Raw genomic sequence first — 256 nt, 5'->3', positions numbered from 1 at the left:
CCCTTCGCCCTGCTCGACCGCTGCGGCGGCTGGAGCGCCGACCTGTCCCTGCGACTGTTCCTGGCCTGGGAGTTCTTCGAGTCCGGTTGGGAAAAGTGGAACGGCGAGAACTGGTTCGGCGATATCCAGTCGGCTTTCCCCTTTCCCTTCGACCGCCTGCCCGCCGCCTTCAACTGGGAACTGTCGCTGTGGGCCGAACTGCTCGGCGCGCTGTTCCTCCTGCTCGGCCTCGGTACCCGCCTGACCGCCCTGGTGC

Annotated in this window: 1 protein-coding gene; it reads left to right on the top strand. The window is 67.2% G+C overall.

Annotated elements, in window-relative coordinates; translation table 11 throughout:
* Positions 1–256: DoxX family membrane protein (locus ACLJNW_RS26600; protein WP_410961566.1), on the top strand; the 256-nt coding region annotated here is incomplete at both ends.

The sequence above is a fragment of the Salmonella sp. SAL4457 genome (assembly GCF_046548235.1).
In the GTDB taxonomy this organism is placed as follows: domain Bacteria; phylum Pseudomonadota; class Gammaproteobacteria; order Enterobacterales; family Enterobacteriaceae; genus Salmonella; species Salmonella enterica.
This window is presented reverse-complemented; position numbering and strand designations above follow the sequence as displayed.